Genomic DNA, 21,988 nt, shown 5'->3' on the forward strand with positions numbered 1-21,988 from the left:
CATCGTAGAGAGTCATTCTCGGGCTTGCCCCGAGAAACGCATGACCAGATTGTGCTGGTTCAAGAGATGATCGGGTCAAGCCCGACCATGACGGCGTGGTTTCGAACCTCGACGACAATCTCCGAGGGCCTATTCCTCGCTCGCGCTGCGACCTCGGTTCAGCCAGCCGGAGGCGCGTTGCGCCAGTTTCAGCAGCACAGGCGAACTCTTGACCCGGCGCTTGAGCGCGCGCTTGGCCCGAGCCACGCCGGCGAAGGCGCGTCCCTTCACTGTGAGCGGCAGGAAGGTGTCGACCAGCTCGTCGCGATCATCGCAGATCGTCGTTTTGTAGCGCGCCTCGCCGACACCGAGATCGAAGACGCTGATGCCGGCATTGCCTTTCAGCTTGATCAGATCGACCAGCAGGATCTCGCCGGGGCTGGTCTTGGCGATCTCGCTGTCCATGTCGAAAGAGGTCGCCATCCCGGAGAAGCGCTGGCCCTGCACCGCGCCGACATAGGTCGCGACCGAATGGCCCTCGACATCGAGCGAGTAGAGTTCGAGCGCCGGCGCGACCGCGCCTCCCGTTGCGGCGGCGCGCTGCAGGAAGGAGCGCATCGCCGGATCGGCAAAAGGATCGGGCACGCCCATGGCCCTGAAGCGCGCGGCCTTCTGGATCAGGAAGGCGTGGATGACGCTGTTGATCTCGGCCTCGCTTTGCGCCTTGACCAGTCGCGACGCGCCGAAGCTGGCGAAGCGGTTGCGCTTGTTCTTGAGCTTCTTATGCGCGTGGCTGCTCATGGCGCGCCGCAGCGCACCGTCGGAATCGCCCGGCGTGAGCGCGAGCTTATAGGCGCCGCTCGGGCTCGGCCCGGCCGCGAGCAGGGCCGTCGGGTTCGCTATGCCCTGCCACAGGGTCGGCTGGTTGACGAAGACGAAAGCGTCGAGCCCGCCTATCGCCGCCCCGATCTCGTCGAGCATCCGATGCGTCGTCCCGGCATCGAGGGCTGCGGCGAAATCGGGCGCGTAGAGGCCCATATGATAGTTGGCGTGCTTGCCGCCGATGAATTCGGCGAAGCGGATGCCGTTGCGGCGCGTGATGACCAGCGGCAGGATCGCGATGGCCTGGGCGAGCGCATCGCGCAGCACGGCATAGCGGAAATCCATGCCATGGGCCGCGCCGACCGTCTCGGTGAAGGGCTGCACCCAGCCATAGGCCTGATAGGGCGTCACCAGCGCATGCATCTCCAGCGCGCGCCAATCGGCTTCGATCGCGACGATGTCGGAGGCAATCGCGAGCGAGCGCCAGGGCCGGGCACTGAGCGCGCTGCGGTTCTCGGTGAGGGACAAGGCCGAAGGGCGTTCGGCGAGTGCGGACATGCTCAGGCGGCCTCTGCGGGCAAATGATGCGCCCTTTTAACCCGCTATTGTGAACAGACCGGTCAAGCTCGCGTGAGCCGGCCGCGAGATCGGTGAACAGCGTTACCGAGCGGTTGCTAGAGCAGGATGCGAAAAAGTGGGTACCGGTTTTTCGCAATCGATCCTGCTCTCACTCTTAGATGAGAGCATTTTCGAGCCAAGTGGACACCGGTTCGCGTAAAGACAATGCGATAAAACAAGGAGGTAGGGCATTTCCGCGAGGAGAAACGCGGAAAAGCTCTAGGGATAAGCGATGACTCTGCGCCACAAAGCCTTCTCGGCCGTGTTCAAGGCGATCGCGCTGACCCGTGCCGACCGCTGGGGCAGGGGCCTTGCGCAAGGCGCGGGCGTGATCCTGACCTTGCACCATGTCCGGCCGGCTTCCACGGCGGGATTCCAGCCCAACCGCCTGCTGGAGATCACGCCGGCGTTTCTCGACCTGACCCTGACGCTGATCAGGGCCGAAGGCTATGACCTCGTCTCGCTCGACGAGGCGGTGGCGCGCCTGACCAGCAACAGGCAGAGCCGCTTCTTCGTCGCGCTGACCTTCGATGACGGCTATCGCGACAATCTCGACCATGCCTGGCCGGTGCTGGCGAAGCATGAGGCGCCCTGGACATTGTTCGTGACGCCGGGCTTCGCCGACCGCAGCGCGCGGCTCTGGTGGCTCGAGCTGGAGGAGGCGATCCGCGCCCTGCCGCGCGTCGCGGTGGAGCTGCCCGATGGCGGCTTTGCTGCCCGCACCGAAACCGATACCGAGAAGCTGCAGGCCTTCACCGCGCTCTATTGGCGGCTGCGCAAACAGCCGGAATCGATTCTGCTCGCTGTGATTTCCGCCCTGACGCAACAGGCCGGCATCGACCCGGCAGCACTTGTCGAGCGCGAATGCCTGCCCTGGGAGACGCTGCGCGCCGTCTCGGGCGCGCCCGGCGTGACGATCGGCGCCCATACGCTCAGTCACCCGATGCTGGCGAAACACGAGACCGGGATCGCCCTTAGCGAGATCGTCGAGAGCAAGGCGCGGCTGGAGGCGGAGCTCGGCATTCCGATCCATCACTTCGCCTATCCCGTGGGAGACCCGACCTCGGCAGGACCCCGCGAGTTCAAGATGACGGCGAAGGCGGGGTTCGCCAGCGCCGTGACGACGCGGCCGGGCCATCTCTTCGATGCGCATGCGCGCCATCTCCACGCCTTGCCCCGCGTCTCGCTCAACGGTCATCACCAGAGCGAGGAGGCGGTGCGGGCGCTGCTCTCGGGGTTGCCCTTCCTGCTGTGGAACCGGGGGCGGCGGGTGAATGTGGGGTAGCTCGCTTCCCTTCTCCCCATCAAAGTCGGCTGTTGCCGACTTTGACACTTAGGCTGCCCATCTCGGGCAAGCCCGAGATGGGTGGGAGAAGGTGGGCCGGCGAAGCCGGGTCGGATGAGGGAAGGAAGCGAGCCGGAACAAGACTTCCCTCATCCGTCAGTGCTACGCGCTGCCACCTTCTCCCCCGAGGGGAGAAGGGAAAACGCGCTGCGGCACAGCCTCGCTCCAACAATCAGCGGCACACCCTCACCCCTGCCGCCCTCCTTACAGGAGAGGGGTTCTCTGCGCCCTTCACCTCTCGTCCTTGCGCTCCATCCAGCGGATCAGCGGCAGCAGCGGCAGGACCCAGGCGAGGCCGAGCGCGATATAGGCGATCGTCTGCACCAGCTTCGGCGCCTCGGTGATGCGGCCCTGCGCCAGCGCCATGGCGACGAGCGCGTAGATGCAGACGAAGGCGAGGATCGCGACGGTGCCGATCAGTTTGCGGTGGCTCTGGGTCATGCTTCGTCTCCGGCCCTGCAAGCCGTCGGCTGCGGCAATGCGGGCGTTGTCGGGTCTATCTTGCGGGTCTATCTGTCACCCGCGCGCCGGATTGTGAAGCGCGGCATTGACGAGCGAAGGCGCAGCTTCCGTGACGATCGCCCTGGACCAGCCCGTTTCGCAGACCCGCAGCAGCACAAGCCATGCCGGCATCCGCCGCTGGCTCTGGATCGTGGCCGCGCTCGTCTTCGTCATGGTCATCGTCGGCGGCGCGACGCGGTTGACGGGCTCGGGCCTCTCGATCACCGAATGGAAGCCGATCACCGGCGCGCTGCCGCCGCTCTCGGAGGCCGCCTGGGCGGCCGAGTTCGAGAAATATCGCGCCAGCCCGCAATACCAGCTTCTCAATGCCGGCATGGCGCTGGCTGAGTTCAAGTTCATCTATTGGTGGGAATGGGGCCATCGCCAGCTCGGCCGCTTCATCGGCCTGGTCTATCTCGCCGGTTTCCTGGTCGTGGCGCTGCGCCGCCTGCTGCCCTGGCGGCGGACGCTGACCCTCTTCGGCATGGGCCTGCTGCTGGGCCTGCAGGGCGCGATCGGCTGGATCATGGTGGCCTCGGGGTTAGAGCCCGGCATGGTCGCCGTCGCGCCGGTGAAACTGACGCTTCATCTCACTTTCGCCGGGCTGTTCTTCGCCTCGGTCATCGCCTTCGCGACCTCACTGACACCGCCGCGGCGCATCGAGCCGAGGCGGGGACGGGCCGTCGCCTGGCTACTCCTGGCGCTGCTCTTCCTGCAGATCGCGCTCGGCGGGCTTGTGGCGGGCGCGCGCGCGGGCTTCACCCTCAACACCTGGCCATTGATGGACGGCGCGCTCGTGCCGCCGGCCTCGATGCTGTTCGCGCAGAACCCGTTCTGGGAAAACTTCGTCGACAATGTCGCTCTGGTGCAGTTCAACCACCGCCTCGGCGCCTATCTCCTGCTCGCGGTCGCGCTCTGGCACATGCTCTGGCTGCGCCGCGTCATGCCGGGCTCGGGCGCGGCCAAGCGCGCGACCGCGATCTCGGGCCTCGTCCTGGCGCAGTCGGCGCTCGGCATCGTGACCTTGCTGCTGGTCGTGCCGTTATGGGCGGGGCTCGCGCATCAGGCGCTCGGCTTCACCGTGCTCGCCATGGGCGTGGTGCATCTGACGCGGACGGAGGGGGCGGCAGTAGGCAGTAGGCAGTAGGCAGTGGGCAGTGGGGAAGGGGCTGGAAACCGACTGCCGACTGCCTATTCCCGACTGCCGAGACTCAGCCCAGCGCCTGATCGAGATCGTCGATCAGATCGACGACATCCTCCAGTCCGATCGAGAGCCGCACCACCTCCGGTCCGGCGCCCGAGGCCGTCTTCTGCGCGTCGGTGAGCTGGCGATGGGTGGTCGAGGCCGGGTGGATCACCAGCGAGCGGGTGTCGCCGATATTGGCGAGATGCGAGAACAGCTTGAGGTCCGTGACCAGCTTGACGCCGGCCTCGTAGCCGCCCTTGAGGCCGATGGTCATGACCGCGCCGCCGCCCTTGGGCGAATAGCGCTGGGCGAGCTCGTAATATTGATTGCCGGGCAGGCTGGCATAGCTGACCCATTCCACCGCCGGATGGCTCGACAGATGTTTGGCGACGGCCAGAGCGTTCTCGCAATGGCGCTGCATGCGCAGCGGCAGGGTCTCGATGCCGGTCAGGATCAGGAAGGCGTTGAACGGCGAGAGCGCCGGACCCATGTCGCGCAGGCCGAGCACGCGGGTCGCGATGGCGAAGGCGAAATTGCCGAAGGTCTCGCCCAGCACCATGCCGTTATATTCAGGTCTGGGCTTGGACAGCATCGGGTAGCGGTCGTCGCCGACCCAGTTGAACGAGCCGCCATCGACGATGATGCCGCCGACGGAATTACCGTGCCCGCCCAGGAACTTGGTGGCGGAGTGCACGACGATGTCGGCGCCATGCTCGAAGGGGCGGATCAGATAGGGGCTCGCCATCGTGTTGTCGACGATGAGCGGGATGTTGTGCTTTTTGGCGATGGCCGCGATGCCGGCGATGTCGACCACGACGCCGCCGGGATTGGCTATCGATTCGATGAAGATCGCCTTGGTCTTGGGTGTCACTGCGGCGGCAAAGCTCTCAAGATCGTCGGAATCGGCCCAGATCACGCCCCAGCCGAAGTTCTTGTAGGAGTGGTTGAACTGGTTGATCGAGCCGCCATAGAGCTTCTTGGCGGCGACGAACTCGTCGCCCGGCTGCAGCAGCGCGTGGAAGGTCAGGAACTCGGCGGCGTGGCCCGAGGCAACGGCGAGTGCCGCCGTGCCGCCTTCGAGCGCGGCCACGCGCTCCTCCAGCACCGCATTGGTCGGGTTGCCGATGCGGCTGTAGATATTGCCGAAGGCCTGCAAGCCGAAGAGCGAGGCAGCGTGATCGACATCGTCGAAGACGAAGCTGGTGGTCTGGTAGATCGGCGTGGCGCGCGCGCCGGTGGCTGCGTCAGGGGCCGCGCCCGCATGGATGGCAAGCGTGTGGAAACCCGGTGCGCGGTCGGTCATGGCGTGCTCCCTGAAGACTTCTGAATTCGAGACGGCGCGTTCGTTTTAAAGAACGGCCTCGACGGCGTCAATTCAGAGGCCGGGTGCTCAAGGGCGGGCTGCGAGCTGTGGCCCGATACGCTCCGGCCTGATGCCGAGGCGGACGATGCGCGCCCTCCCGCACCAGCAGGAAGCCGAGCATCATCCCGGCCGGGCCGCCGCCGCCGATGCAGCAGGTGGTGGTTCGTTCGTTCAACACGAGCTCCTCCGGTGGCGTGTCGTGGCTGCCTGGCAGACGACCGCTCCGTCGAGAGAATTTTCGCGCTTCTCCGAAACGAGGAAATGCTCTAGATCCTTGTTTTAACGCGTTTTCTTCACGCGAGCCGGTGTCCACTTCGCTCGAAAACGCTCTGGTCAAGAAGGCCGCCCGCGATCGGCTTGTTCGCAATCATAGTGGCTGGGATAAAAGCGCGCATGTTCGCACACAGGCCAAGCCTCCTGATTCCGCCTCGGGCACGGCGTTGACAGTCCGGACGAGCCGGCCGAATTTGTGCAGCGCAAGGTTATGGGGTGATGGCGATGGCTGGTCGGTGTGCAATCGCGGCAGCGGGTCTCCTCGCCAGTTTTTTCGTTCTCACAAGCCCCGCTCGGGCGATCTGGCTTTCGGAGAGCGGCTCGGTTGCCACGTTGAGCGGTCCGTTCGTGGTCGGCGACGAGACGATCTTCAAGGCTTTTCTCGACAAGCCGCGCTCCCAGCCGATCCGCGTGCTCTATCTGTCGAGCGGCGGCGGCAAGATCGATCCTGCCATGGCGATCGGCCGGATGGTACGCAAGGCCGGCATTGCGACGGTGGTCGACGCCGACAGTGCCAACTGCGCCAGCGCCTGCACCTATGTCTTCGTCGCTGGCGTGCGCCGCCATTACGTCAATGGCGGCAATGTGACCGAGGGCATGACCGCCCGCAACGGGTTGGGCTTCCATCCTGTCCACCGCGACGGTGGGCGCATCGGGGGCAAGACGTTCAGTGACAAAGGTAGCGAGCGCGTGCGCGCCTATTATGCGCAGATGGGCACGCCGCGCGCCGCCGAGCTGATGGACAAGGCGGCGCTCGACACCTTCTACCGCCCGAACGGGCAGACGGCGCTGACGCTGCGTATCGCGACGAGCTTGTCAGCGCCCTGAGCGCCGACGCTCGACCCGCTCGATCCCGTCACGTCCCCGGCCGGTGGATCGTCAGCTTCTGAAAACCCTTGCCGGCGAGCACCGGCTTCTTCGAGGAGAGTATCCGCGAATTGATGCCCTGCCAGCCGATCTCGCCGGAGAGCCGGCCATATTCGATCTTGGGGCAGCGATTCATGATCACGGTGACGCCCTTCGCCTCGGCCCGCGCGGCGGCCTCGTCATTGCGCACCGAAAGCTGCATCCAGATGACCTTGGGCAGAGGATCGAGCGTCAGAGCCTCGTCGGTGATCGGTCCGGCGGCTTCCGAATTGCGGAAGATCTCGACCATGTCGATCGCGCCGGGGATGTCTTTCAGCGAGCCATAGACGGTCTTGCCGAGCAGCGTCTGTCCGGCGAGGCCGGGATTGACGGGGATGACGTCATAATCGCGATCGAGCAGGTATTTCGTCACGATCCAGCTCGGCCGCGCCTCGTTGCCGGAGGCTCCGACCAGCGCGATGCGCTTTACGCTCTTGAGGATGTCGCGGATCAGGCTGTCGGGGTAGGCGTCGTGAGTCATGAAGAGGATCCAGCAGGTGGGCAAGCGCGGTTCTACACCTGCGCTGGCGGAGCGTCGATCTCGAAGCGCGAGCGGCTCTTCCACGAGAAAATCCCTTGGAAACGACAGATTCGGCTGTGCAGCACTGCCGCAGCGGCTGGAGCCGCGGGTCCGCCGTGCTAGATTCCAGAACTCGACCCGCCGCTCCGGAACTCCATGCGCGTCCTGCTCGTCCTGATCGCTTTCGGCATGATCGCTGTGCCCGCTCTGCTGGCGCTGTCGCGCGAGGACGCATCGCGTGGCCGGCGCATTGGCAGCGCGCTGGTGATTGTTCTGGCGCCGGCCATCGCGCTTGGGATGATCCATGGCGTGCCGGAGCTCAATGGCCGGGCGCTGGACTATCCCATCGCCTGGACGACGCTGCGGCTGGTGCTGTCCGCGCTCGCGCTGATCCTGCCCTGGTGCCTCTATGTCTGGCTTGCCGGCCCGCGCCGCTGAGCCCTTTCGAGATCGCTGACATGACCGAACCCGCCGACACCCCGACGATCGACCACGCCTTCACGGGCGACAGGCGCGGGGCCGCGCATGACCCGACCTATGCCGGGGCGCTCTCCTTCATGCGCCGCCGCTACAGCAAGGATTTCACCGGCTGCGACCTGGTGATCTGGGGCGTGCCTTTCGACCTTGCCGTCTCGAACCGGCCGGGCACGCGCTTCGGCCCGCAAGCCCTGCGCCGCGTCAGCGCGATCTTTGACGGTGATGCGCAATATCCCTCGCGCATCGACCCGTTCGAGCATCTTTCAGCTGTCGATTACGGCGATTGCCTGCTGCCGCGCAGCGATCTCCAGGGCTGCGCCAAGGCGATCGAGGAGGGGGCCGCCAAGATCATCGCCAGCGGCGCCCATCTCGTCACGCTCGGCGGCGACCATTTCATCACCTTGCCGCTGCTGCGCGCCCATGTCGCCCGCCATGGCAAGCTCGCTCTGGTGCAGTTCGATGCGCATCAGGACACCTGGGATGACGGCATCGGCGCGATCAGCCACGGCACCTTCGTGCTGGAGGCGGTGCGCGAGGGGCTGATCGATGTCGAGCGCTCGATCCAGATCGGCATCCGCACGGTCGCGCCGCGCGATTGCGGCATCGCGGTCATCGACGGCTATGCCGCGCAGGCGCTCGGCGTGGACGGCGTCGTTGCGCGCATCAGGCAGCGGGTGGGGCACGGCCCGGCCTATCTCACCTTCGACATTGACGGGCTCGACCCCGCCTTCGCGCCGGGCACCGGCACGCCGGTGGCGGGCGGGCTCTCCTCGGCGCAGGGGCTGGGCATGGTCTGGGGCATCCGCGACCTCGATTTCCGCGGCATGGACGTGGTCGAGGTCTCGCCTCCCTATGACCATGCCGACGCGACCGCGATCGCCGGCGCGGCCGTGGCGCAGCATTACATCCAAGCGCTGGCGCTGAAGAAGATGGGGTGAGGTGGTTGAATCGGTTTGGCAGCGCGGCAGTGCAACCGATTCAAATCATTGAGATAGGCCCTCTCGTCATGCTCGGCCTTGTGCCGAGCATCCACGTCTTGGACGTCGAGATCGACAAAGGAAGGCGTGGATGGTCGGGACAAGCCCGACCATGACGATGGAGCGTTGGCCTGCGTCGTGATTGACACCGCAGCCTCCCTCCATCATATCCCTCCGTATGATCACGAACCTGATCCGACGTCGCCCGACCATGGCCGCCCCTGCGCGACCGCGATGACGCTCGGCTGCTAGTCCGATTGTCCGTGACCGCGCCATGAGCGCGGTTTTTTTATGTCTGAAGCCGACGAAGCAACCTGCTTTCGCACCCATCGGGGGTCCAGATGAGCCAGAACCTGAAATCCATCTTCATCGACGGCGAGGCCGGCACCACGGGGCTCGGCATCCGCGACAGGCTCGCGGCCCTGCCCGAGGTCGTGGTCAAGAGCATCGCTGCCGACAAGCGCAAGGATCCCGCCGCGCGCAAGGAGATGATGGCGGGCGTCGATCTCGTCGTGCTCTGCCTGCCCGATGATGCGGCCAGGGAATCGGTCGCGCTCGCTGACGAACTCGGCAGCGACGCGCCCAAGATCGTCGATGCGGCGACGGCCCATCGCGTCGCGCCGGACTGGGTCTATGGCTTCGCCGAGATGGCGCCCGGCCATGCCGAGAAGATCGCCAACGCCAACCGCGTCTCCAATCCCGGCTGCTATCCGACCGGTGCGATCGCGCTGTTGCGGCCGCTGGTCGATGCCGGCCTGCTGGCGCAGGATCACCCCATTACGGTCAATGCGGTGTCGGGCTATTCCGGCGGCGGCAAGAGCATGATCGAGGCCCATGAAGCCGGCGCCGCTCCGGCCTTCGAGCTCTACGGGCTTGGCCTGCATCACAAGCATCTGCCGGAATTGCAGCTCTATTCGCGCCTGACGCGGCGGCCGATCTTCGTGCCCTCGGTCGGGAATTTCCGGCAGGGCATGCTAGTCTCGATCCCGCTGCATCTCGACATGCTGCCGGGCAAGCCGACGACCGCCGCGCTCGAGGCCGCGCTGACCGCGCACTATGCCGGCTCGACCTATGTCAGCGTCGTGCCGAGCGCTCAGGCCGGTGGCAAGCTGGAGCCGGAATCGCTCAACGACACCAACCGGCTCGAACTGCGCGTCTTCGGCGATGACGCACTGGGGCAGGCGGTGCTGGTTGCCAACCTCGACAATCTGGGCAAGGGCGCGTCGGGTGCGGCGGTGCAGAACATCCGGCTGATGCTGGGGCTCGCTGAGGGCTGACATCCGGCCTTCACGGAAACGTGAAGGGGCGCTTGTTCCAGCACAAGGCAGTTTTCGCGGCGCGTCGTAGCATAAGGGCAGATGCGCGCCGCGAAGGCGCGGCGAAAGGATGAGCTCTTGCCGACGGTCGCGTCCCAGGAAAGCCAACTCATCGACGAAAACCAACTGATCGACCGTATCTATGAGGCGGCCATCGTCTCGGAGGGATGGCCGGAGGTCTTGCGGGCGACGGCCGAACTCGCCGGCTGTCGCGAGGCGCTGTTCGGCACGATACTGAACGCAGAGGCGCGCCTGACGGCGTCGAGCGCGGCCTTCGAGAATACCTATAACGACATCATGCTGCGCCTGCCCGTGCCGGTGAACCAGCGCAGTTTGCGGCTTCTCGCCAACCGGCATGCGGGCTTCATCACCGACACGGATGTGTTCACGACTGAGGAGATCGCCACCGAGCCGCTCTATCAGGAGATGCTGATCCCTTCGGGCTATGGCTCGGCCGTGGCGACGGCGATCGCCTGTCCCTCGGGTGATGTGATCGTCGTCCATTGCGAGCGCGGCTTCGACGAAGGCACGGTGGAGCCCGAGGCGGTCGCCTCGCTCAACCGGTTGCGGCCGCATTTCGCCCGCGCCGGCCTGCTGGCGCGGCGTCTCGGGCTGGAGCGGGCGAGGGCTGCCGCCCAGGCGCTCGAAATGATGGGTTTGCCTGGCGCCGTGCTGGGACCGGGCGGGCGCATTCTCAGCGCCAACAGCCTGCTGACCGCGCTGATGCCGACGGTCTTCCGCGACCGGCCGGCGCGGCTCGGGATCGTCGATGCCGCCGCCGACCGCATGCTGGAGACGGCCATGGCGGCGCTCGCCTATCAGGCTCATGACGCGGCGGTGCGTTCGATCGCGATCCCGGCGGGGCAGGGGCACCCGCCCATCGTCGTGCATCTCTCGCCTGTGACAGGCCGGGCGCGCGACGTGTTCACCCTGGCGAGCGCGATCCTGGTCGCGACGCCGGTGCTGCCCCATCGCGTTCCGGGCGCTGATCTCATCGAGGGGCTGTTCGACCTGACGCCGGCGGAGGCGAAGCTCGCGGCGATGATCGCCGCCGGGCATGCGCCCCGGCAGGCGGCGCAGCGACTGGGCGTGACGGAGGGCACCGCGCGTACGACGCTCAAGCGCGTCCTCGCCAAGACCGGGGTTCACCGCCAGTCGGATCTCGTCGGCATGCTTCAGGGCGCGGCGAAGCTCGGCTGACTGCCGATGTGGCAGGATGCCCCCATTTGGGGGGTGCGCGGATCGCGGCGGCGTGAAATCTCTGGAAACATATGCGGCCGGTTGGCTGCAGTTCGGGGCGCCGTCACTCCGGCGGACCGCTTCCGGTGAGCGCTCATGGCAGAATGAGGGCCGTTCGCCGGTTGAAGCTTACGCCACCATGACCGGGTCAAGCGGTCATGGTGGCGCTTTTTTTTAAAGCTCTCAGGCAGCCTTGAACGGCACGAAGTTCTGCTTCTGCGTACCCAGCCCGTCGATGCCGAGCGTGACGACCTCGCCGCCCTTCAGGAAGCGCGGCGGCTTGAAGCCGAGGCCGACGCCGGGAGGCGTACCGGTGGTGATGACGTCGCCGGCATCCAGGCGCATGAACTGGCTGATGTAATGCACCAGATAGGCGGCGCCGAAGATCATCGTCTTGGTCGAACCGTTCTGGACGCGCTCGCCATCGACCTCGAGCCACATGCCGAGATTTTGCACCTCAGTGATCTCGTCTGGCGTCACCAGCCAGGGGCCGAGCGGTCCGAAGGTCGGGCAGCCCTTGCCCTTGGCCCATTGCCCGCCGCGCTCGGCCTGGAACTCGCGCTCCGAGACGTCGTTGCAGACGCAGAAGCCGGCGATCGCGGCCATGGCGTCCTTTTCGTCGATATAGGAGCCGCCGTCGCCGATGACGATGGCGAGCTCGACCTCCCAATCGGTCTTCACCGAGGCCTTCGGGATCATCACGTCGTCATAGGGGCCGACGATGCAGTTCGGCGCCTTGTTGAACAGGATCGGCTCCTTGGGGATCGCGGCGCCGGTCTCGGCGGCGTGATCGGCGAAGTTGAGGCCGACGGCGATGAAATTATGCACGTCGCCGACGCAGGCGCCGATTCGCGGCGAACCCTGGACGAGCGGCAGCGATTCGGGATCGAGCGCCTTGAGCTTGGCGAGTGAGGCCGAGCCGAGCGTCTTGCCGGCGAGATCCGGAATGACGCTGGAGAGGTCGCGCAAGCCTCCCTTGGCGTCGAGAAGAGCCGGCTTTTCCTGGCCAAAAGCGCCGTATCGCAGCAGTTTCATGGTGTTTCCCCCTGTTTCAATCGATCTAATTCGGGTGGCGCGCACCTGAGCGGATGGGGCGCGCAATGACAAGTGAGTTCCCGCGCATGACGCGGCTGCGTCTGGATAGCCATGAGATTGTTGCGCCGATGCAACGTATCCCGCGAAAGCAACATGCCCGGCAATCGGGCTGCCTTGCATGGATTTTAGCCGGGTGCGTCGAAATCGACGATAGTTCGCATGTAAACGATCGTTTTGCCCGTGCCGTTTCGCGACGATGCGAGAAATCGGCAGGTTTTTAGCGATTTTTCGGCCTGCCGCTTCGGAAACAAGCGAAGTTGCGGCGTTTTCAGGGCGCTTGCGGCGGGATTGCGGCGAAACCGGCCTCGCGTCATGGTGGTGTCAGCGAGGCGCTTCGACCTCGAAAGAATGCAATCAAAGGGATGGATTAGGATGAAGAGCACCGTTCGCCTCATCGCCGCGGCAACCGTTTCGGCAGCTGCTCTTCTCGCGGCCGGCTCCGCCTCCGCCAGCTCCTTCGCCATCCGCAGCGGCCAGAGCGCCGAAGGGCTCGGCATGGCCTATGCCGGCGCCGCCTCGGGCGGCATCGGCATGGGGTCGATGGCCTGGAACCCGGCCACGATCACCATGTTCCCCGGCCGCAACAGCAACTGGAACTTCACCTATCTCAACGCGAATGCCGACTATCAGCCGACCGCGGCCACGCGCCTGGGTTCGCCGCTCGGCCCGCTGAACCCGATCCAGAACGGCACCGGCAATCTCGGCGGCGACGGCGCCTTCATCCCCGCCTCTTACAGCGCCTGGCAGCTCACCGACCGCTTCTGGCTCGGCGTGACCACCGGCGCGCCCTATGGCCTGCGCTCCAAGCCCGACCAGCAGGTCAATGCCGGACAGGTCTATGGCCGCTCGGCCAAGGTGCAGACGATCAACGTCTCGCCGACCATCGGCTATCAGGTGAACGACTGGATCTCGGTTGGCGCCGCGGTGCAGGTCCAGTATTTCAACGCCGCGCTGAAGCAGGCCTCGGGCGTCGGGCCGACGGCGGCGCCGGTGATCATCGAGGGCGATACGATCGATTTCGGCTATCGCTTCGGTATCACCTTGACGCCGTTCCAAGGGACCGCGATCGGCCTGGCCTATCGCTCCGAGGTGCGCCAGACGCTTGAAGGCACGTTCCGCACGCCGCTCGCGGTCATTCCGGTCAAGGCGAATCTCAACCTGCCCGATTCGGTCGTGTTGGGCGTGTCGCAGGTGATCAATGATCAGTGGCAGGTCCATGCCGGCGTGGAATGGACGAATTGGAGCCGCTTCCGCAACATTCCGATCGTGAGCCAGCTGAACGGCGCGCCGGTCACCAGCCTGAACTTCCAATATGACGATGCCTGGTATTTCTCGCTGGGCGCGGAATACAAGTACAGCAGCGCGCTGACGCTGCGCGCCGGTGTCGGCTACGAGCTCTCGGCCGTGAACGACCGCAACCGCACGATCTTCATCGCCGATAATGATCGCCTCTGGCTCTCCGCCGGCTTGAGCTATCAGTTCAACGACAAGCTCAAGCTCGATCTCGGCTACACCTATATCGATGTGAAGAAGGCGAGCGTGAACTACAACGGCAGCCATCCGCAGCAGGCCGCCGTGTTCTACACCGCCGAGGCCAAGCCCTCGATCCACATCGCCTCGGTCGGCCTGACCTATCGCTGGGATAACCCGGCCGAGACGGTCCCGGTGCGCCCGGTCGTTCGCAAGAACTGAGCGGAGCTTCCGCACAAAGGAAAAGCCGGCCTTCGGGCCGGCTTTTTTGTTTGTGAGCTTTTTGTTTGTGAGCCTGGGGCGAGCGCGGGGCTGTGAAGGCTCTTCGCGGATTGGCCGCGGTCATAGCGGCGGCCACCTATGGTCACGGTTCCTGCGGATCGGCTGGAGCAACCGCAAGACCGTCGATGCCGCTGCGCGCGACGGAGCCCGCCAGAAAACCGCTTGAGCGCATCTCACTGAGGGCCGCGTTGACCAACTGAAGCCGATCCTGATGATCGATCGGTACGGCTACGGCTTGCGGCACACCGTAAAAATTGTCGTCGAGCATTCGTAGGCCGGGAACGCCCTGCGTCGCGCTGGAGAGCCGCTGTCGCCCACCCGCGAAGGCAATCACCTCCCCGTTCCGAAGCCACTGGACAGCGTCTCGCAAGGTATAGTCGGGCGTCTCTCGCACCTTCGCTGCGATCAGCCGCCCTTTCAGCCACACGCCGACACTGTCATCGGTGTTCACCCCGATCACCTGAGTGGGGCGGTCAAGCTCCTTCACGGACCGGAGCGGGGAATCTGCACTCACAAGCGCGCTTTGCTGCACCAGCATGTATGTCCGGGAGTAGAGCACAATGCCAGTGCGCGCCGGGTTCGGAGCGACAAATCCGATGTCGACCTGGCCGCTTCTGACCGCCTCAAGCACGGCGGCGGCCGTCGGGAGGGGCGCGATGCTGACCGGCACGTCCGCCCGGCGGCCCAGTTCGCGCGTGATGTCGGCGATCACACCCGAAATTGTGCCGGTTGCCGGGTCGAGGCGAGCCTGCGCGACGTTCGTACCGATATATCCAACGCGCAGCGTACCGCTCGGCGCCAGCACTGGGTCGGCAGCCTGCACCGGACAGGCGAGCAAGACCGCAATGAGCGTCAGCAGGGCATAGCGCATAGGAAACCTCGGCATGAGAAACCCCGGCATGTAAAACCTCGGCCCATTGTTAAGCGTTAGGGTATCGTGGTCACAACCTTATCCGCTCCGGCGAAAAGCGAAATGCGCCGGCGAAAACACCTCAAGCGTTTTCGAACGAAGCGGATACCGGTTCGCGTGAAGAAGACGCATTAAAACAATGACATGGAGCAATTGAACGATCCAATTGGATCGGACATTGCTCTAGCCAGCCCGCGAAACACGGCGCGTATTCCGGGCCAGTTCGAGAGCAGGCTGGCGCGAGCCCAGATGTCCGCAACGCATCCGCCAGCGCCTTGAGCTTGCCGTCGCCGGGCTGGCGTGCGGGCGCGCGCTTTGGCGCCTTGGAGTATGGTTCAGCCTTCCCGCTCGATGCGTTCGGGGTGGAGAGGCAGTGCTAGCGTCGCGGCGAAGCAGGCCGCCAGCATCAAGCTGGATCCGATGAGGCAGGCGTATAGCCCTCCTGCCTGATAGAGCAGCCCCGACAGCAATGTGCCTGTGAAACGCCCGAGCGCGTTGGCCGCATAGTAGAAACCGACATCCTCGGCCGATTTCTCCGATCCGGCATAGGCCAGGATCAGGTAGGAGTGGACCGACGAGTTCACCGCGAAGGCGAATCCGAACAGGCTGAGGCCCACGACCAGGACTAGGTCGGGCCGCAAGCCCGAGTCGCTTGCGAGGAGCCCGGCGATAGCGAAGGGGACGGCCGCCAGCGCCAGCGACCAGAGCCGTGCGGCGAGGACCTCGGAGGACAGTCCGTCGGCGCTGCGCCGGACTAAGGCGGGCGCGGCCGCCTGAACCAGTCCATAGCCAATGGTCCAGATCGCCAGAAAGGTGCCGACCATGGTGAAGGTCCAGCCCGAGGCGTAGAGGAAGACCGGCACACCCACGACGAACCAGACGTCCCGCGCTCCGAACAATGCGACGCGCGCGATCGCCAGCAGGTTGACGCCTCGGTTCTTGGCGAACAGCTCGCGGGCGCTCCTGCTGGCCTTGGCCTTGCCCATCATCGCCGGCAACGACGTGACCACGCCCAGCAGGATCAGCGCGAGCATGGCGGCCATCGCCCATAGCGCACCCCTGAACCCCAGCGCCTCCAGAAGTAACCCGCCGAGGAAGAAGCCGATGCCCTTCATTGCGTTCTTCGAGCCGGTGAACCAGGCCACCCAGCGAAACAGCCGGCCCTCTGCGTCCTCGGCCTTCGCTGCCGCTTCCGCGATCTTGATCGCCGATTTCGAGGCTGTCTTGGTCAAGTCCTTGGCAACGCCACAGATGCCTTGTGCGAGGACGACCCAGGCCACGGAGGCTGCAGCTGTCCAGTCCGGCGATAGCGCCGAAAGCAGCAGGAAGCCGAATATTTGTGTCGTCAGCCCGACCGTCAGCATGCGGGTGATGCCATACCGCGCAGCAAGCCAGCCGCCGATCAGGTTGGCGGCGATACCGGCCGCCTCGTAGAGAAGGAACAGGAAGGCCAGCATGAACGGCGAATAGCCAAGCCGGAAGAAGTGCAGCAGCACGAGCATCCGCAACGCGCCGTCGGTCAGGGTAAAGCCCCAATAGGCCGCTGTGACGATGGTGTAGTTGCGCGAGCCTTGGCCCGCGCTCGGATTCTGCACGACCTCAGATCCCGACCTGTTCGAGGTGGCAGGCGAGATCGACCATGCGGCAGGCATAGCCCATCTCGTTGTCGTACCAGGCATACACCTTCAACATCGTCCCGTCGGTGACGAGCGTCGACAGACCGTCGATGATCGAGGAGCGCGTGTCGCGCTGATAGTCGATCGAGACCAGCGGCCGCGCCTCGAAGCCCAGGATGCCGGCGAGCGGCCCCTTCGCAGCAGCCTTGAACAGCTCGTTGACCTCAGCGGCCGTCGTCGGGCGCTCCAGTTCGAAGACGCAATCGGTCAGTGAGGCGTTGAGCACCGGCGCACGAACGGCGTGGCCGTCGAGCTTTCCCTTGAGCTCAGGATAGATCAGCGCGATCGCGGTGGCGCTGCCGGTCGTCGTCGGCTGGAGCGAGAGCATGGCGGAGCGGGCGCGGCGCAGATCCTTGTGCGGTGCATCGACGACAACGTTCGTGTTCGTCGGGTCGTGGATCGTGGTGATCTGGCCGTGGCGGATACGCAGGTTCTCATGAACGACCTTCACCACCGGGGCGAGGCAGTTGGTGGTGCAGGAAGCGGCAGTCACGATCGGATGCAAATCGGGCTTGTAGAGATGCTCGTTGATGCCGATGACTACGTTGAGGACCGACGCGTCCTTCACTGGTGCCGCCACGATGACGCGCTTGGCACCGCGCTTCAGATGGCCCTCGATCGTAGCAGGCATTAAAAATTTGCCAGTACATTCGAGCACGACATCGACGCCGAGGTCGCCCCAAGGGATATCTCCGGGCGCAGCGTGAGCCGAGAAACCCATCCGGCGCTCGCCGATGCGGATTCCGCCCTCGCTCTCTGGGCCTATGTCGGCGCGCCAACGGCCCTGCATGCTGTCGAATTCCAGCAAATGGGCCGTCGCCAACGCTCCGCCCTTGATCTCGTTGAGATGCACGACGTCGAGTCGATTGCCGGCACGCGGATCGTCGCCCTGGCGCTCGGCGGCGCCGAGAGCTGCCCTCAGGGCCAGGCGCCCGATGCGCCCCATGCCGTTGATGCCGACCCGCATGATCCATGCTCCCTACGATGATCCTGAACGGTCCATCGCCTGAATGAAGACTATATGTCAATATGTCGGTTGACTCCGACATATCGCTCGGGCAGCATTTATGTCGATCGTAACCGACATAACGAGATTTCCCCATGGAAACGGCTCCCCTGAAGGTCCTCTTCATCTGCAAGGGCAACCACGCCCGCTCGATCATGGCGGAATCCATCATGCGGCGGCTCGCCGGCGACAAGTTCATGGTCTTTAGCGCCGGAAGCCAACCGCAGCCGGAGGTCAGCCCATTTGCCGCTCGGCTGCTGAAATCTTTGAATCACGATATGGCGGGCCTGCATCCCAAGAGCTGGAACGAGTTCGCCCAAGCTGGCTCGCCAGAGCTCGACTTCGTCTTCACCTTGTCCGAGACCGCAGCCAACGCGGTGCCGCCCGCTTGGCCCGGCAACCCGTTGGCTGCGCTCTGGACGCTGCCCGATCCTGCTGCCTTCCAAGGAGATGATGTGCAGAAGGCGCTTGCCTTCGCGGACGCCTACCGCATGCTCAGTAATCGGATCTCGATCTTTTCCAGCTTGCCGCTGTCAACGCTGCAAGGCATGGCGCTGCAGCACCGTCTCGACGCAATCGGGAAGGACATGGGCAGAAGGGACGACGCGGCGTGACGCCAGGACTTGACGCATCGAGGCTGGATTCTCCCGACGCAGTGGCGCTGCTCGGCGCGCTGGCGCAGCCGACGCGGCTGGAGATCTTCCGCCTGCTCATGCGGTACAGCCCGCATGGGCTTGCCGCCGGAGACATCGGTCGGCTGCTGGCCGTGGCGCACAACACCCTGTCGGCCCATCTGGGTGCGCTCGAACAGGTCGGACTGCTGGCGTCGCGGCGGGAAGGCCGCCACATCATTTTCGCCGCTCAGGCCCCGCGCGCTGACGCGCTGCTCGCCTTCCTCTCCGACGCCTGCTGCAGCGAGAGGCCAGTGGGATGTGCGCCCGTTTCGCTATCCGTCCCGGCTCGCCGCGAGTTTGTTGCCAGCGAACGCCCCTTGCGCGTGCTCGTGGTCTGCACGGGTAATTCGGCCCGCTCGATCATGGCTGAGGCGGTGCTGAACCGAGAAGGGCTCGGGCGGATCCAGGCCTATTCCGCCGGTAGCCGTCCGCAGGAGATGCCTCATCCGCTGGCTCTCGGCCTGCTTGACGACCTCGGTTATGAGGTCTCGGCGATGCGCTCGAAGTCTTGGGACGAGTTCTTTGGTCCTGCCGCCCCTGAACTCGATCTCGTCATCACGGTCTGCGATGACGCGGCCGAAGAGACCTGCCCAGCCTTCCCTGGCGTGCCGATGCGGGTGCATTGGGGACTGGACGATCCTGCGTCGGTCGCGGGCCCGCAAGCGGCCAAACGTGCCGCCTTCCTGCAGAGCTATCGCGACCTGGCCGCTCGCGTCACGGCCTTCGTGAACTTGCCATTCGAGGAGATGCCGCTGCGCGAGCTGGAGCCTGTTCTGACCGCCATCGGCCGAATGGACGGCGCGACCGACAAGTCGCTTGAGCAGGCCGCGTGATATCGACAGGTGCCTTTGCAGCGGACATCTTGAACTTCAGCTGAGGGTCGCAAGCCGTCCGTCCCGCCCCAAATTCCCGTCTAAGCCTTCATCTTCACATAGGTTCCCGGGGCCTCGCCGAGCGCCTCGAGCTTGCCGTCGCCGGGCTGGCGCGCGGGCACGCGCTTTGGCGCCTGCGCCTCGATCCAGGCGAACCAGTGCGGCCACCAGGAGCCGGGATGCTCGGCCGCCGCCGCGATCCAGTCCTCGTAGCGCCCCAGAGCCGCGCCGCCGGTCCAGTACTGATATTTGACCTTGGCGGGCGGGTTGACCACGCCGGCGATATGACCCGAACCCGCCACGACATAATCGACAGGGCCGCCGAAGCATTGCGAGCCGAGGAAGACCGACGGCGCCGGGGCGATATGGTCCTCGCGCGCGGCCAGATTATAGATCGGGATCGTCACCTTCTTCAGGTCGAGCGTCGTGCCGCCGATGCGCATCTCGCCCTTTGAGAGCTTGTTCTCAAGATAGCAGTTGCGCAGGTAGAAGGAGTGGTTGGCGGCCGGCATCCGGGTCGAATCGGCGTTCCAGTAGAGCAGGTCGAAGGCGGTCGGGGCCTTGCCCTTGAGATAGTTGTTGATCGCATAGGACCAGATCAGGTCGTTGGGCCGCAGCATGTTGAAGGCGCCGGCCATGCGCGAGCCGTCGAGATAGCCGCTCTTGGCCATCTTCTCCTCGACCGCGCGAATCTGGTCCTCGTCGACGAAGACGGATAATTCGCCGGCCTTGGAGAAATCCACCTGCGTCGTGAAGAAGGTGGCGCTGTCGATGCGCTTGTCTTTTGCTGCCGCCATATAGGCCAAGGAGACGCCGAGCAGCGTGCCGCCGACGCAATAGCCGATCGTGGTGACGCGCTTCTCGCCCGTCGCCTGTTCGATGGCGTCGAGCGCCGCGAACACGCCCTCGCGCATATAGCTCTCGAAATCCTTGCTGGCGTGGCGCTCGTCGGGGTTGACCCAGGAGATGCAGAAAACGGTGAGCCCCTGCGATACGCACCAGCGGATGAAGCTCTTCTCGGCGTTGAGGTCGAGGATGTAGAACTTGTTGATCCAGGGCGGCACGATCAGGAGCGGGCGCTTCAGCACCTGCTCGGTTGCGGGCGCGTACTGGATCAGCTCCATGATCTCGTTGCGGAAGATCACCTTGCCCGGCGTGGTGGCGATGTTGACGCCGACCTCGAAGGCATGCGCGTCCGACTGGCGGATCTTGAGCTCGCCCTTGCCGGCCTCGATGTCCTCGGCCAGCATCTTCATGCCGCGCACGAGATTGTCGCCGTTCTGCCGCAGCGTCTCGCGCAGCAATTCCGGATTGGTCGCCACGAAGTTCGAGGGCGAGAGCGCGCCGGCGATCTGCTTGACGTAGAAACGCGCCTTCTCGCGCGTATGCGGGTCGATGTCCTCGGTGCGCTCGACCATGTCCTCGGCCCAGCGCGAGCCGATGAGATAGGCCTGCTTGACGAAATCGAACATCGGATGCGCCGACCAGTCGGGGTCGTTGAAGCGCGCGTCGCGCTTGTCGGGCTGCGCCACGGGCTCCGCCGCCTCGCCGCTGACGCGCTTCAGCGTGGCGCTCCACAGGTTGAGGAAGTCGGCGGTGATCGAGGCCTGTGCCTCCATGATCTTGCGCGGATCGCTGACCCAGCGCTCGGCGACTCGGCCAAGCGTCTTGACCATCTCGCTGACCTCTTCCGTCGGGCCGGTATTGGCCTCGCCACGCTCGATCGGCTTCAGATAGGCGGCGGTGACCTTGCCGTATTCCTCGACCAGGCGGCCCATATTCTGCGTGAATTGGTCGAAGTCGGGCGCTAGGGTCTCCGGCGCGGCATCGGGCGAACCGGCGTCCAGTCTCGGCTTGTCGTCCTTCGGCCGATTCATGGCGCTTCTTCTCCCGTCGCTTTATTCTGCGGGGCAGCTTAACACTCCCCATTTTGGTCCCATTAAGGACGTAGCCGATATGATTGACAAACAAAAATCGACAACGCGCCGGAACCGCTCATGCTGCTCGATCCGCCCAAGCTCTTCGCTGCGCCCATGACGAAATCGATGATCATGCTGCTGGGGCCGGCCATGCTTGCCCTGTCGCTGGCAGGCTGCGCGGGCGAGGGAGCGGTCAAGACGGTCGCCGAAGTCGCCGGAATGGCCACGACCCCGCAGGAGGCCAAGAGCTTCGTGCAGCAGAGCCGCCCTGTCGATCCGGCATATATCCCGATCAACAAGACGATCGCCGTCAATCCTTTATGTGCAAGCCCGACTCCGCCGCCGGCCTATACGCCGACGGGGCAGGCCGCCCGTTTCACGGCTCCAGTACCTGATCTGAAGCCGACCGACCCTTGCAAGCGGCGCGCCGAGTTCAAGCAGATCGAGAGCCAGCTCGAGGCCAGGCGAATGGCCAATGATGCGGCAGGTTCCCAGGCCGTCTCGCTCGGCAAGGCCTTGCCGGCACCGGCTCCCGCTGCGGCGCAGCCAACGAACTGAGTCG

Annotated in this window: 20 protein-coding genes; 11 read left to right on the forward strand and 9 right to left on the reverse strand. The window is 65.2% G+C overall.

Translation table 11 applies throughout. The features are described from left to right. Positions 1–129: 129 nt before the first annotated feature. Complete coding sequence (locus BHK69_RS17175; RefSeq protein ID WP_069691160.1) at positions 130–1,359, reverse strand: GNAT family N-acetyltransferase; 1,230 nt, start codon at positions 1,357–1,359, stop codon at positions 130–132. Positions 1,360–1,651: 292 nt separating this feature from the next. Between BHK69_RS17175 and BHK69_RS17180 the strand changes: the two genes are divergently transcribed. Then, positions 1,652–2,704 carry a polysaccharide deacetylase family protein gene (locus BHK69_RS17180; protein ID WP_069691161.1) on the forward strand — a complete coding sequence of 351 codons (1,053 nt, stop codon included), beginning with the start codon at positions 1,652–1,654 and terminating at the stop codon, positions 2,702–2,704. 291 nt (positions 2,705–2,995) lie between these two features. On the opposite strand, the gene BHK69_RS17185 is transcribed toward BHK69_RS17180, so the two are convergent. Then, on the reverse strand, positions 2,996–3,205 hold the full coding sequence (locus BHK69_RS17185; RefSeq protein ID WP_069691162.1) for a DUF2842 domain-containing protein: 210 nt from the start codon (positions 3,203–3,205) through the stop codon (positions 2,996–2,998). 106 nt (positions 3,206–3,311) lie between these two features. On the opposite strand from BHK69_RS17185, the gene BHK69_RS17190 reads away from it, so the two are divergent. Further along, entirely contained in the window at positions 3,312–4,412 is a 1,101-nt protein-coding gene (locus tag BHK69_RS17190) for a COX15/CtaA family protein (protein ID WP_425285520.1), read from the forward strand. A gap of 64 nt (positions 4,413–4,476) precedes the next feature. Here BHK69_RS17190 and BHK69_RS17195 read toward each other — a convergent pair whose 3' ends face one another. Further along, entirely contained in the window at positions 4,477–5,754 is a 1,278-nt protein-coding gene (locus tag BHK69_RS17195; protein ID WP_069691163.1) for an O-acetylhomoserine aminocarboxypropyltransferase, read from the reverse strand. Between the two features lie 666 nt (positions 5,755–6,420). Between BHK69_RS17195 and BHK69_RS17200 the strand changes: the two genes are divergently transcribed. After that, entirely contained in the window at positions 6,421–6,915 is a 495-nt protein-coding gene (locus BHK69_RS17200) for a COG3904 family protein (RefSeq protein WP_069691164.1), read from the forward strand. Positions 6,916–6,943: 28 nt separating this feature from the next. Here the strand turns inward: BHK69_RS17200 and BHK69_RS17205 are convergent, their stop codons facing one another. Next, positions 6,944–7,474 carry a CoA-binding protein gene (locus tag BHK69_RS17205; protein WP_069693741.1) on the reverse strand — a complete coding sequence of 177 codons (531 nt, stop codon included), beginning with the start codon at positions 7,472–7,474 and terminating at the stop codon, positions 6,944–6,946. A 195-nt stretch (positions 7,475–7,669) separates the two neighbouring features. On the opposite strand from BHK69_RS17205, the gene BHK69_RS17210 reads away from it, so the two are divergent. From BHK69_RS17210 to BHK69_RS17225, 4 genes are all read left to right on the forward strand, one after another. Next, on the forward strand, positions 7,670–7,951 hold the full coding sequence (locus tag BHK69_RS17210; protein WP_069691165.1) for a hypothetical protein: 282 nt from the start codon (positions 7,670–7,672) through the stop codon (positions 7,949–7,951). 20 nt (positions 7,952–7,971) lie between these two features. Further along, entirely contained in the window at positions 7,972–8,928 is a 957-nt protein-coding gene (gene speB / locus BHK69_RS17215; RefSeq protein WP_069691166.1) for an agmatinase, read from the forward strand. 380 nt (positions 8,929–9,308) lie between these two features. After that, positions 9,309–10,244, forward strand: a complete 936-nt coding sequence (argC, locus tag BHK69_RS17220; RefSeq protein ID WP_069691167.1) for an N-acetyl-gamma-glutamyl-phosphate reductase — start codon at positions 9,309–9,311, stop codon at positions 10,242–10,244. Between the two features lie 117 nt (positions 10,245–10,361). Further along, entirely contained in the window at positions 10,362–11,483 is a 1,122-nt protein-coding gene (locus tag BHK69_RS17225) for a helix-turn-helix transcriptional regulator (protein WP_244548227.1), read from the forward strand. 222 nt (positions 11,484–11,705) lie between these two features. Here the strand turns inward: BHK69_RS17225 and BHK69_RS17230 are convergent, their stop codons facing one another. Beyond that, on the reverse strand, positions 11,706–12,557 hold the full coding sequence (locus tag BHK69_RS17230) for a fumarylacetoacetate hydrolase family protein (RefSeq protein WP_069691169.1): 852 nt from the start codon (positions 12,555–12,557) through the stop codon (positions 11,706–11,708). A 432-nt stretch (positions 12,558–12,989) separates the two neighbouring features. On the opposite strand from BHK69_RS17230, the gene BHK69_RS17235 reads away from it, so the two are divergent. Then, complete coding sequence (locus BHK69_RS17235) at positions 12,990–14,309, forward strand: OmpP1/FadL family transporter (protein ID WP_069691170.1); 1,320 nt, start codon at positions 12,990–12,992, stop codon at positions 14,307–14,309. A 142-nt stretch (positions 14,310–14,451) separates the two neighbouring features. Here BHK69_RS17235 and BHK69_RS17240 read toward each other — a convergent pair whose 3' ends face one another. From BHK69_RS17240 to BHK69_RS17250, 3 genes are all read right to left on the reverse strand, one after another. After that, positions 14,452–15,240 (reverse strand): transporter substrate-binding domain-containing protein, encoded by a 789-nt coding sequence (locus tag BHK69_RS17240; protein ID WP_158516232.1) that lies wholly within the window; start codon positions 15,238–15,240, stop codon positions 14,452–14,454. A 374-nt stretch (positions 15,241–15,614) separates the two neighbouring features. Next, complete coding sequence (gene arsJ, locus BHK69_RS17245) at positions 15,615–16,874, reverse strand: organoarsenical effux MFS transporter ArsJ (protein ID WP_069693742.1); 1,260 nt, start codon at positions 16,872–16,874, stop codon at positions 15,615–15,617. A gap of 4 nt (positions 16,875–16,878) precedes the next feature. Further along, positions 16,879–17,922: an ArsJ-associated glyceraldehyde-3-phosphate dehydrogenase gene (locus BHK69_RS17250; protein ID WP_069691172.1), complete on the reverse strand. Its 1,044-nt coding sequence runs from the start codon at positions 17,920–17,922 to the stop codon at positions 16,879–16,881. 134 nt (positions 17,923–18,056) lie between these two features. Here BHK69_RS17250 and BHK69_RS17255 point away from each other — a divergent pair, with 134 nt between their 5' ends. Together BHK69_RS17255 and BHK69_RS17260 are read left to right on the forward strand one after the other, a co-directional pair. Next, positions 18,057–18,575 (forward strand): arsenate reductase ArsC, encoded by a 519-nt coding sequence (locus BHK69_RS17255; RefSeq protein ID WP_069691173.1) that lies wholly within the window; start codon positions 18,057–18,059, stop codon positions 18,573–18,575. A 41-nt stretch (positions 18,576–18,616) separates the two neighbouring features. Then, the gene (locus BHK69_RS17260) at positions 18,617–19,468 is read left to right on the forward strand and encodes an arsenate reductase/protein-tyrosine-phosphatase family protein (RefSeq protein WP_244548228.1); all 852 of its coding nucleotides are present in this window, start codon (positions 18,617–18,619) and stop codon (positions 19,466–19,468) included. A gap of 80 nt (positions 19,469–19,548) precedes the next feature. Here the strand turns inward: BHK69_RS17260 and BHK69_RS17265 are convergent, their stop codons facing one another. Next, positions 19,549–21,384, reverse strand: coding sequence for a PHA/PHB synthase family protein (locus BHK69_RS17265; RefSeq protein WP_083269502.1), 1,836 nt, complete (start codon positions 21,382–21,384; stop codon positions 19,549–19,551). A gap of 120 nt (positions 21,385–21,504) precedes the next feature. On the opposite strand from BHK69_RS17265, the gene BHK69_RS17270 reads away from it, so the two are divergent. Then, positions 21,505–21,984: a hypothetical protein gene (locus BHK69_RS17270; RefSeq protein WP_069691175.1), complete on the forward strand. Its 480-nt coding sequence runs from the start codon at positions 21,505–21,507 to the stop codon at positions 21,982–21,984. The last annotated feature ends 4 nt before the right edge of the window (positions 21,985–21,988 follow it).

Origin of the sequence: Bosea vaviloviae (assembly GCF_001741865.1) — a bacterium.
In the GTDB taxonomy this organism is placed as follows: Bacteria; Pseudomonadota; Alphaproteobacteria; order Rhizobiales; family Beijerinckiaceae; genus Allobosea; species Allobosea vaviloviae.

Excerpts from the sequence above, each read along its gene's own strand:
- BHK69_RS17175 (WP_069691160.1), bottom strand. The coding sequence starts at position 1,359 with ATGTCCGCACTCGCCGAACGCCCTTCGGCCTTGTCCCTCACCGAGAAC.
- BHK69_RS17180 (WP_069691161.1), top strand. The coding sequence starts at position 1,652 with ATGACTCTGCGCCACAAAGCCTTCTCGGCCGTGTTCAAGGCGATCGCG.
- BHK69_RS17185 (WP_069691162.1), bottom strand. The coding sequence starts at position 3,205 with ATGACCCAGAGCCACCGCAAACTGATCGGCACCGTCGCGATCCTCGCC.
- BHK69_RS17195 (WP_069691163.1), bottom strand. The coding sequence starts at position 5,754 with ATGACCGACCGCGCACCGGGTTTCCACACGCTTGCCATCCATGCGGGC.
- BHK69_RS17205 (WP_069693741.1), bottom strand. The coding sequence starts at position 7,474 with ATGACTCACGACGCCTACCCCGACAGCCTGATCCGCGACATCCTCAAG.
- BHK69_RS17210 (WP_069691165.1), top strand. The coding sequence starts at position 7,670 with ATGCGCGTCCTGCTCGTCCTGATCGCTTTCGGCATGATCGCTGTGCCC.
- speB (WP_069691166.1), top strand. The coding sequence starts at position 7,972 with ATGACCGAACCCGCCGACACCCCGACGATCGACCACGCCTTCACGGGC.
- argC (WP_069691167.1), top strand. The coding sequence starts at position 9,309 with ATGAGCCAGAACCTGAAATCCATCTTCATCGACGGCGAGGCCGGCACC.
- BHK69_RS17230 (WP_069691169.1), bottom strand. The coding sequence starts at position 12,557 with ATGAAACTGCTGCGATACGGCGCTTTTGGCCAGGAAAAGCCGGCTCTT.
- BHK69_RS17235 (WP_069691170.1), top strand. The coding sequence starts at position 12,990 with ATGAAGAGCACCGTTCGCCTCATCGCCGCGGCAACCGTTTCGGCAGCT.
- BHK69_RS17240 (WP_158516232.1), bottom strand. The coding sequence starts at position 15,240 with ATGCGCTATGCCCTGCTGACGCTCATTGCGGTCTTGCTCGCCTGTCCG.
- BHK69_RS17250 (WP_069691172.1), bottom strand. The coding sequence starts at position 17,922 with ATGCGGGTCGGCATCAACGGCATGGGGCGCATCGGGCGCCTGGCCCTG.
- BHK69_RS17255 (WP_069691173.1), top strand. The coding sequence starts at position 18,057 with ATGGAAACGGCTCCCCTGAAGGTCCTCTTCATCTGCAAGGGCAACCAC.
- BHK69_RS17265 (WP_083269502.1), bottom strand. The coding sequence starts at position 21,384 with ATGAATCGGCCGAAGGACGACAAGCCGAGACTGGACGCCGGTTCGCCC.
- BHK69_RS17270 (WP_069691175.1), top strand. The coding sequence starts at position 21,505 with ATGCTGCTCGATCCGCCCAAGCTCTTCGCTGCGCCCATGACGAAATCG.